This is a genomic window from Saccharopolyspora sp., assembly GCF_017434145.1.
GTDB lineage: Bacteria > Actinomycetota > Actinomycetes > Mycobacteriales > Pseudonocardiaceae > Saccharopolyspora_C > Saccharopolyspora_C galaxeae.
In genome coordinates this window covers 1-7,172 of sequence record NZ_JAFRFW010001040.1, presented here as the reverse complement: position 1 = coordinate 7,172, position 7,172 = coordinate 1, and the positions used below count along the sequence as shown (strand labels likewise).

Annotated in this window: 5 protein-coding genes and 1 pseudogene; 3 read left to right on the top strand and 3 right to left on the bottom strand. The window is 70.5% G+C overall.

Features of this window, described 5'->3' with window-relative positions; translation table 11 throughout:
- Together IJH84_RS28435 and IJH84_RS28430 are read right to left on the bottom strand one after the other, a co-directional pair.
- Positions 1 to 1,145, bottom strand: a 1,145-nt coding sequence (locus tag IJH84_RS28435; protein WP_295151074.1) for a glycerol dehydrogenase, incomplete at its 3' end; no start/stop codon positions are given.
- A gap of 264 nt (positions 1,146 to 1,409) precedes the next feature.
- A complete protein-coding gene (locus IJH84_RS28430; RefSeq protein ID WP_295151072.1) occupies positions 1,410 to 2,903 on the bottom strand; it encodes an NAD-dependent succinate-semialdehyde dehydrogenase in 1,494 nt (497 codons plus the stop codon).
- 127 nt (positions 2,904 to 3,030) lie between these two features.
- On the opposite strand from IJH84_RS28430, the gene IJH84_RS28425 reads away from it, so the two are divergent.
- Positions 3,031 to 4,287 (top strand): aminotransferase class III-fold pyridoxal phosphate-dependent enzyme, encoded by a 1,257-nt coding sequence (locus tag IJH84_RS28425; protein WP_295151070.1) that lies wholly within the window; start codon positions 3,031 to 3,033, stop codon positions 4,285 to 4,287.
- 256 nt (positions 4,288 to 4,543) lie between these two features.
- Positions 4,544 to 5,656: an LCP family protein gene (locus IJH84_RS28420; protein ID WP_295151068.1), complete on the top strand. Its 1,113-nt coding sequence runs from the start codon at positions 4,544 to 4,546 to the stop codon at positions 5,654 to 5,656.
- Between the two features lie 74 nt (positions 5,657 to 5,730).
- Here the strand turns inward: IJH84_RS28420 and IJH84_RS28415 are convergent.
- Positions 5,731 to 6,477: pseudogene (locus IJH84_RS28415) on the bottom strand (lysozyme); the annotation flags it as partial.
- 272 nt (positions 6,478 to 6,749) lie between these two features.
- Here IJH84_RS28415 and IJH84_RS28410 point away from each other — a divergent pair.
- Positions 6,750 to 7,172: ABC-ATPase domain-containing protein (locus tag IJH84_RS28410; RefSeq protein WP_295151066.1), on the top strand; the 423-nt coding region annotated here is incomplete at its 3' end.

The following is a 7,172-nucleotide window of genomic DNA, read 5'->3' as shown; positions in this document are numbered from 1 at the left end:
TGCTGGTGCGCGACCGGCTCGGGCAGTCCCTTGTCGGCGCGCACGGCGCGGCCGGTGACCTCGACGGCCTTGAGCGCGTCCACGACCTCGGTGACGGTGACCGGGAACGGCAGGTTGTGGATCGTCTCGGCCGGGTCGGTGGCGGCTTCCGCGACGGTGCGCAGCACCGAGTCCTCCGCACCCGCCAGGCCGACCTCGGTCAGCGTCGTCGGCAGGCCCACCCGGGTGGTGAACTCGACGAAGTCGTTGATCTCCGCGGTCGGGCGGCCTTCCAGGATCAGCTGGGTGATCGAGCCGATGTTGACCTTCTGGCCGTGCGCGAGGCCGTGGGTGTGCTCGACGGCGGTGAGCCCGTCGTGCACCGCGTGCGCCGCGGCCAGCCCGCCGGATTCGAACCCGAGCCCGGACAGCAGCGTGTTGGCTTCCACGACCGCCTCCACGGCCGGGGTGACGAGGTTGCTCTGCACCGCGTGCACCGCGGGCAGCGCCGATTCCCACAGGATGTCCCAGGACAGCTTCGCCAGTGCCCGCCCGGCGCCGGTGGCCTGCCCACCGGCCATCGTCGCGGCGTTGGACTGCTCGACCGCGCGCGCCTCGATCCAGGTGGCCAGCGCGTCGCCGATGCCTGCGACGAGGAACCGCGCCGGGGCGTTCGCGGCCAGCTGGGTGTCGACCAGCACCAGCGCGGGGTTGCGGTCGTAGAAGCGGTAGGCCTCGAACGCGCCCTCGGCGGTGTAGACGACCGACAGCGCCGAGCACGGAGCGTCGGTGGAGGCGACCGTGGGCACGCTGACCGTGGGCAGGCCGGTGTCGTCGCCCGCGGCCTTGGCGGTGTCGATCGGTGCGCCGCCGCCGACCCCGACGATCGCGTCGGCGCCCTGCTCGCGCAGCACCTCGGCAACGCGGCGGCTCTCCGCGGCGGTGGGCACACCGTTGAAGCGCTCGAAGACCACCGGCAGCCCGGCCTCGCCGAAGGACTTGGTGATCGTGGTCTCGGTCAGCTCGCGGACGATGTCATCGGCCAGCACCACGGGCCGCTTGCCGAGCTTGGCCACGTTGGCTCCCAGCGATTGCAGTGCGCCGCGGCCTTGCACGTAGCGGCCGGGGGAGATCATCGTGCGCAGCGCCGCCGGTGTCTCGGTCATCGGATCGTCCCTCCTGCGTGGACGCCCCGGGCGGGACCGCGGGGTCCGTCGCGGGGCGGGTGCGCGCCGGGCGGCGGACGAGCCGTCGCGGCCGGGCGCACCTGTATCGGTTGACCCGTCAATTTTGATCGCGCACGCCCATTCGGAGCAATCAGGACTCCACATGCTGACAACGACGGTTGCGCGCACCGCTGTTCGGCCCACACGACGGTGCCCCGCACGTCGCAACGTGCGGGGCACCGGTTTCTGCGCGGGAAGCGGCGGTCACAGACCGCCGATGGCGATGTACTTGGTCTCCAGGAACTCGTCGATGCCGACCTTGCCGCCTTCGCGGCCCAGCCCGGACGCCTTGACCCCGCCGAACGGTGCCGCCGGGTTGCTGACCATGCCCTGGTTGAGCCCGACCATGCCGGTCTCCAGCTGCTCCGACACGCGCAGCGCGCGCTGGATGTCGCGGGTGTAGAGGTAGGCGACCAGGCCGTACTCGGTGTTGTTGGCCTCGCGCAGCGCGGTCTGCTCGTCGGTGAAGGTGCTGATCGGCGCGACCGGGCCGAAGATCTCCTCGGAGGTCATCCGCGCCTGCAACGGCACGTTCTTGAGCACCGTCGGCTGGTAGAAGTAGCCCTCGCCGTCGCCGCGGGAGGCGCCGAGCTCGACCTGCGCACCGCGGCCGACCGCGTCGCTGACCAGCTCGTCGACCTTGTCCAGCTGGACGGAGTCGATCAGCGGGCCGACCTCGACGTCGTCGGTGACCCCGCGCCCGATCCGCAGCGCGGCCATCCGGTCGGTGAGCTTGCGGGCGAACTCGTCGGCGACGTCGGCGTGCACGTAGAACCGGTTGGCCGCGGTGCACGCCTCGCCGATGTTGCGCATCTTCGCCAGCATCGCCCCGTCGACCGCCGCGTCGATGTCGGCGTCGTCGAACACCAGGAACGGAGCGTTGCCGCCGAGTTCCATGGACACCTTCAGCACCTGCTCGGCGGACTGCTCGATGAGCTTGCGGCCCACCGAGGTGGAGCCGGTGAACGAGAGCTTGCGGGCGCGGCCGTCGCGGATCATCGGCTCCATCACCGAGCCGGCGCCGCGGGCGGTGACCACGTTGAGCACGCCCTCGGGCAGCCCGGCCTCGTTGAGGATGTCGGCCAGCGCCAGCATCGACAGCGGCGTCTGGTGCGCGGGTTTGATCACCGAGGTGCACCCGGCCGCGATCGCCGGGCCGATCTTGCGGGTGCCCATCGCCATCGGGAAGTTCCACGGGGTGATCAGCAGCGCCGGGCCGACCGGCTGGCGGGTGACCAGGAACCGGCCCTTGCCGTTCGGGGCCACCGCGTAGTCGCCGTCGATGCGCACGGCCTCTTCGGCGAACCAGCGGAAGAACTCCGCGGCGTAGGTGATCTCGGCGCGGGACTCGATCAGCGACTTGCCCATCTCCAGGGTCATCAGCAGCGAGAGGTCCTCGTGCCGCTCGGTGATCAGTTCCCACGCGCGGCGCAGGATCTCGCCGCGTTCGCGCGGCGGGTGGGCGGCCCAGCCGGACTGGGCGTCGTGCGCGGCCGCGAGCGCGGCCAGCCCGTCCTCGGGGGTGGCGTCGGCGACCGAGCACAGCGCCCGGCCGGTGGAGGGATCTTCGACCTCGTAGCTGCGGTCACCGCTGGCCCCGCGCCACTTGCCGCCGATGAGCAGCTGTTTCGGAGCGGCCTCGACGACGCGGGCCTCTCGGGTCTCGGTGCTGGCAGGCGTGCTGCTGGTGGTGCTCATCGCTTCAGCGGACCTTCCATTTCGGCGGGTGGACAGGACGCAGCCGTGATGGTTGCATGTCGAGCTAGATTGTCAACAATCCTACAGTCGGGACATCACAGCCGACACGACAGCTTTGGAGTCGATCATGGCTGAGCTCTCGCCGGTGTTGCAGCAGGCGACACCCGTGCTGGCCGCCCGCGGGGAGGGCGTCTACCTCTACGACGAGGACGACCGCCGCTACCTCGACTTCACCGCGGGGATCGGGGTGACCAGCACCGGGCACTGCCACCCGCGCGTGGTGGAAGCTGCGCAGCGCCAGGTGGGAACCCTGATCCACGGCCAGTACACGACAGTCATGCATCGGCCGCTACTCCAGCTGACCGAGCGGCTCGGCGAGGTGCTGCCCGCCGGGCTGGACCGGATGTTCTACCTCAACTCCGGCAGCGAGGCCGTCGAAGCCTCGGTGCGGCTGGCCCGGCAGGCCACCGGGCGGCAGAACATCATCGCCTTCGAAGGCGGCTTCCACGGCCGCACCATGGGCGCGGGCTCGCTGACCAGCTCCGGGGTGAAAGTGCGCGCCGGGATCGGCCCGATGATGCCGGGCGTGGCGTTCACCCCGTTCCCGGAGACCTACCGGCACGGCTGGTCCGAGTCGGAGGCGGTGGCCTTCGCGCTGCGCGAGCTGGACCAGCTGCTGGTCACCGTGACCTCCCCGAAGGACACCGCCGCGATCATCATCGAGCCGGTGCTCGGCGAAGGCGGTTACATCCCGGCGCCCGCGGAGTTCCTCAAAGGGCTGCGCGAACGCGCCGACCGGCACGGGATCCTGCTGATCGCCGACGAGGTGCAGACCGGGGTGGGCCGCACCGGGAAGTTCTGGGGACACCAGCACTCCACCATCGAACCCGACGTGCTGATCACCGCCAAGGGGTTGGCCAGCGGCTTCCCGCTCTCGGGCATCGCGGCCTCCGCGGAGCTGATGAGCAAGGCGTGGCCGGGTTCGCAGGGCGGCACCTACGGCGGCAACGCGGTGGCCGCGGCCGCGGCGATCGCCACCCTCGACGTGGTGCGCGAGAACGACCTCGTCGGCAACGCCGCCGAGCAGGGCGCCCGGTTGCAGGAAGGGCTGCGCACGGTCGCCGCCGAGCACCCGGTGATCGGCGAGGTGCGCGGGCGCGGGCTCATGGTCGGCAACGAGTTCACCACCCCCGACGGGGCCCCGGACACCGCGACCGCCACGCGGGCGCACGCCGCCGCGGCCGAGCGCGGGCTGCTGTTGCTGACCTGCGGCCCGCGCGGCAACGTCGTGCGGATGATCCCGCCGCTGATCGTCAACTCCGAACAGGTCGACGAGGCGGTGCGACTGTGGTCGGAGGCGGTCTCGGCGGCGGTTTCCGGCTGAACGGACCGGTTGCGAACGGGGTGCGGCAGTCTCGCCGCACCCCGTTTTCGCGTCCCGGTACCGCTGTTGGAGCGGGAAAACCCGACCATCGGCTCGCCGCCGTGCGTGTCGGCTCGCTACTGCGCCGGTGCGCAGCAGAGTGGTTTCCATACCGTTCCGATAGCGGTGTGCCACGCCCGTGCGGGCTTCTGGGATGCTGCACGGCGAAGGTCGGCACCGAGCGTGCCGGTGAGTCGACTCCGCAGGTGTGAAGGTCATGAGTGATTGGTCGGCGAATCCAGGCCGGCGACCGCAGCAAGGCGGTTACGACTACTACCGGGGTGCCCGCAACCGGCAGGGCGGTGCCGCGCCTCCGCAGCCGCCGCGGCCTCCCGAAGGCGGGCGTCCGGCCGGTCCACCTCCGCCGCGGCGCAAACGGGCGAACTGGCCCCGGCGCATCGGCATCACGCTGCTGGTGCTGGTGCTGATCGTGGCGGGCTTCGGCATCTACGTCGACAGCGTGCTGCAGCGCACGCCCGCGCTGGACTATCCGAACCGGATCGCCGACACGCCCGGCACGAACTGGCTGCTGGTGGGCTCGGACAGCCGCGAAGGGCTCGACGAATCGCAGCGCGAGGAACTCTCGGCCGGTGACGCGGCCGGGCGCCGCACCGACTCGATGATGCTGGTGCACATCCCCTCCGGCGGCGGCAAACCGGCGCTGATCAGCCTGCCCCGCGACTCCTACGTGTCGATCCCCGGGCACGGCAAGGACAAGCTCAACGCCGCGTTCTCCGAGGGCGGGCCGAAGCTGCTGGCCCAGACCGTGGAGACGGCCACCGACGTGCACATCGACCACTACGCCGAGATCGGTTTCGGCGGGTTCTCCGAGCTGGTCGACGCCGTCGGCGGGGTCGACATGAACCTGGAAAAGCCGATGGACGACGAGAAGGCCAACGCGCACCTTCCCGCCGGGCCGCAGGAACTCAACGGTGCGCAGGCGCTGGCGTTCGTGCGGGCCCGCTACTCGCTGTCCGGTGGTGACCTGGAACGCGCGGAGAACCAGCGCAAGCTGCTCGGCGCGCTGGTGGACAAGGCGATGGGGCCGGGCACGCTGCTCAACCCGTTCCGGTTGGTGCCGCTGGCCAACGCCGCGGGCACCACGTTCCTGCTCGACGAGGGCGGCCACGTCTGGCACCTGTTCTGGCTGACCAAGGCGCTCGGCGACGTCAGCAGCGGTGAGGGCATCACCACGAGCGTGCCCTTCGGTGACTTCGGCAGGTCCTCCAGCGGCCAGTCGGTAATCAAGTGGGACTCCGAGGACGCCTCGCGGATGTTCGAGGCCATCGCCAAGAGCGAACCGATCCCGCCGGACCTCATCGAGAAGTGAGCCGAACATGCGACGGGGGGACCGGTTTTCCGGTCCCCCCGTTCGTCGTTGCGCTGCTGTGAGAGGGTGAAGCGCTCCAGCTGGGCCGCGTCACCGTTGAACGAGTTCTGATCGCCGGGGAAGATCCCGGAGTTGGCGAACTGCCAGATCGCCTGGAAGTCCCAACCGGCCGGCAGCGGTCCCATCTCCGGGGCGAACCGCGCGAGCCACAGCGGGTTGTTCGCGCCGAAGTCCGGGTTCGCGCCGGTGCAGCGGTCCCACCAGCGGGTCGTGGTGTAGATCGCGGGGTAGCGGCCGGTGCGCAGCTTGTAGGTGTTGCTGAACTCGGCGATCCAGTCCGACATCTGCTGCGGCGCCATGCCGTAGCAGATCTCGCCGTAGGGGTTGTCCTCGATGTCCAGCGCGCCCGGCAGGGTGCGCCCGTCGGGCAGCCACCCGCCGCCGTGGTCGATGAAGTAGTTCGCCTGCGCCGCGCCGCTGGCGCGGTCCGGCAGCGCGAAGTGGTAGGCGCCGCGGTCCATGCCCACCGACGCCGCACCGTCGTACTGCTGACTGAAGGAGTCGCTGATGAACCCGGTTCCTTCGGTCGCTTTGACGTAGCTGAACCGGGCGCCGTCGGCCCACGCCTTCGCCCAGTCCACCGCACCCTGGTGCCCGCTGACATCCATCCCGGCCACGCCTCCGGCACGGGGCGCTGCGCTGCGCGGCACGCCTTCGGTGGCCGAGCGGCCGATGCTGTAGCCGGCCCACGCGCCTTCGCGGCCGGGGTCGGGGTGGTTCGCCGGGCGAGCCGCGGCGGTTCCGGGGACAGTGGTCAACACGGCTGCGCTGAGCAGAGTCACCAGGCCGTGGGAGAGCAGTGCCGTGGTTCGGGGCCGGCGGCTGCGGGGGACTGGCACGACGGTTCGCCTCCTTGACACTGGCGGCTTTGCACCTTCGGTGGTCGTGTGCACATAGCGTGCGAGATCATGCGCGCAGGGAGAATAACCGCGTGATCGGTTGCATGCCCGAGCGCGATTGCACATCGATATGCACGGCTCGCATCGCGGCCCCGAGTTGGATAATCCCGATGCCTTCGGGTACGTCTCGGGACATGGCACAACGAACGAGCGGACCGGGCGGGCCGCGGCGCCGCCCCGATCAAGCCCCGGGCAGGAGGGGCGAGCAAGGCCCGAAACGCGGCGGTCCCGCTGGGCACAAGGGACCGCGCGATGCCGGTGGGCTCCGCTCGGCGTTGCGGGACATGCACGGCGCCAGCTACGGGCGGTACAAGTCGCTGTCCGGGCAGTGGCGCTTCGACGGGTTCACCCTGGAGATCCAGAAGGTCCAGCCGGACCCGTACGCGCCGGCCAGCCGCTGCGAAGTGCGAGTGGACGCCGAGACCGCGGAGCTTCCCAAGGAGCTGATGCCCATCCACGAGGGCAAAGAAGAGCAAGGCGACGAGGAAAACAAGACCGTCACGCAGAAGAACAAGTTCCTGAAGAACTTCGACTTCAACATCATCGCGCGCATCGTC

Coding starts and splice junctions, on each gene's coding strand:
- IJH84_RS28420 (WP_295151068.1), top strand. CDS start 4,544: ATGAGTGATTGGTCGGCGAATCCAGGCCGGCGACCGCAGCAAGGCGGT.
- IJH84_RS28430 (WP_295151072.1), bottom strand. CDS start 2,903: ATGAGCACCACCAGCAGCACGCCTGCCAGCACCGAGACCCGAGAGGCC.
- IJH84_RS28425 (WP_295151070.1), top strand. CDS start 3,031: ATGGCTGAGCTCTCGCCGGTGTTGCAGCAGGCGACACCCGTGCTGGCC.